This window comes from Bacillus sp. 05T31, assembly GCF_056396725.1.
In genome coordinates, this window is sequence record NZ_JBFTMA010000742.1 from 1 (window position 1) to 2,126 (window position 2,126).

General features: G+C 35.6%; 3 protein-coding genes. All 3 read left to right on the plus strand.

Annotation, left to right across the window (positions count from 1 at the left end; translation table 11 throughout):
• Window positions 1-991, plus strand: a 991-nt coding sequence (locus AC1DJR_RS27600) for an ATP-binding cassette domain-containing protein (RefSeq protein WP_477004002.1), incomplete at its 5' end; no start/stop codon positions are given.
• Between the two features lie 75 nt (window positions 992-1,066).
• Window positions 1,067-1,798 carry a Bax inhibitor-1/YccA family protein gene (locus tag AC1DJR_RS27605; RefSeq protein ID WP_477004003.1) on the plus strand — a complete coding sequence of 244 codons (732 nt, stop codon included), beginning with the start codon at window positions 1,067-1,069 and terminating at the stop codon, window positions 1,796-1,798.
• A 94-nt stretch (window positions 1,799-1,892) separates the two neighbouring features.
• Window positions 1,893-2,126 (plus strand): DUF4318 domain-containing protein (locus tag AC1DJR_RS27610; protein WP_477004004.1); only part of this gene is annotated, 234 nt, incomplete at its 3' end.

Below are 2,126 nucleotides of genomic sequence, written 5' to 3' on the forward strand. Positions count from 1 at the left end.
GCAATCAGTTGATATTGCACTAAGTGGAAGTCGTTTAGGAAAGAAAGTACTCGAATTAAAAGATGTAACGAAAAAATTTGGTGATAAAACAGTATTACATAACTTTAATCATATTGTGAAGCCTGGTGATCGTATCGGAATCATCGGAGCAAATGGAAGCGGAAAATCATCACTATTAAATATGCTTGCAGGAAAATTCTCTCCTGATAGTGGTGAAATTGAAGTAGGAAAAACTGTAAAAGTTGCCTATTATACGCAAGAAAATGAAGAGATGAATTTAAACCAGCGTATGATTGAATATATTAAAGAAATTGCGGAAGTTATTCATACGACAGACGGAAAAGTAATTGGCGCATCTCAAATGTTAGAACGTTTCTTATTCCTACCGCATTCACATGGAACAACGCTTGGTAAACTATCTGGTGGCGAAAGAAGACGGTTATATTTATTGCGTATTTTAATGGGAGAACCAAACGTACTATTACTTGATGAGCCTACGAATGATTTAGACACACAAACATTAACAGTGCTAGAAGATTATTTAGAAGATTTCCCAGGTGTCGTTTTAACTGTATCGCATGACCGTTACTTCTTAGATAAAGTAGTAGATGAATTGTTCATCTTTACTGGCGAAGGCGAAGTGCGTGAATTCCTAGGTAGTTATACAGAGTATTTAGAAATGGAAAAAACGAGAGAACTCATTGAGAAAGCAGAAGTTCAAAAGGAGAAAAAAGTAGTAGAAGAGGCTCCGAAACAACAACGTAAACGTAAACTTTCTTACAATGAGCAGCGTGAATGGGAAACAATTGAAGATACAATTGCACAACTAGAAGAGAAACTTGAATCAATTGGAGAAGAACTTACGAATGTTGGATCTGACTTCACAAAGGCCCAAGAATTATCTGAAGCAGGGCAAAAGATAGAAGAAGAGCTAGAAAAAACGATGGAACGATGGAGTGAACTATCCGACATCGTTGAAGGATTAAAATAAAAACAAGCTGCATATATTGAAAAGTAAAGAGAAAAACTTTACACTATTGGTAGAACCTATTTTAGGAGGGAAAAAATGAGAACATCTAATCCAATGTTGAAAAAAGAGGCATTCCGTAAAGAGGGAGCAAATACTTCCGCGATGACTATTGGCGGAACAGTAGGCAAAACGTTTATCATGCTTATATTGCTGCTTGCAACGTCTGTCTATTCATACATACAGATGACGCAAGGTACGATGAAAATGCCAGTATTAATTGGTGCTTTAGTTATTGCGGCAATCGTTGCATTTGCATCTATCTTCTTCCCGCGCATATCACCAATTGGTGCACCGATTTATGCGGCAGTAGAAGGGGTAGTGTTAGGAAGTATTTCAGCRRTTTATGCAATGAAATTTCAGGATTCTATCGTTTTAAACGCTGTMTTACTAACARTYTCAATTCTATTTGCRATGYTAGTKTTRTATGCAACACGCGTAGTGAAGGTAACTGATAAATTCCGCACAGGTGTTATGGCAGCAACAATGGGAATTATGGTTATGTATTTAATCGTATTCTTATTAAACATGTTCGGTGTTWCWGTTCCATATATTCACCAAGGTGGAACAATYGGTATKATCATTAGTGCAGTTATTATTGTAGTTGCTGCATTAAATTTATTACTAGATTTCGATTTAATCGAAAATGGTGCACGTAGCCAAGCTCCAAAATATATGGAGTGGTACAGTGCAATGGGTCTAATGATGACTCTAGTATGGTTATACTTAGAAATTCTTCGTTTCGTTTCTTACTTTACGAAAAATGACTAATAAAAAATCCTGCATGAAATGTGCAGGTTTTTTTATTTTTAAAGATAAATTGAAAATATGGATGTTGGCGACTTAAATTGAAGGGGGATGGAATATGATGAAAGAGAAAAAAGGGATTATGAAAAAACTATTTTCTAAAAGTTTTTTCATAGAACTAGATGACGCTTTAACATATCCATCAGCAGAAGTYATTCGTTCAGCTATTGAARGMYATGCGGCWRAATGTAATGAACAATTRAAAWTTGAGAGTAAAGTTAAACCGATTACTTTCTACTTAGAAAATGTAATGTACCGCGCTGAAATAAAGATGGCYCGCGGAGGATATTAC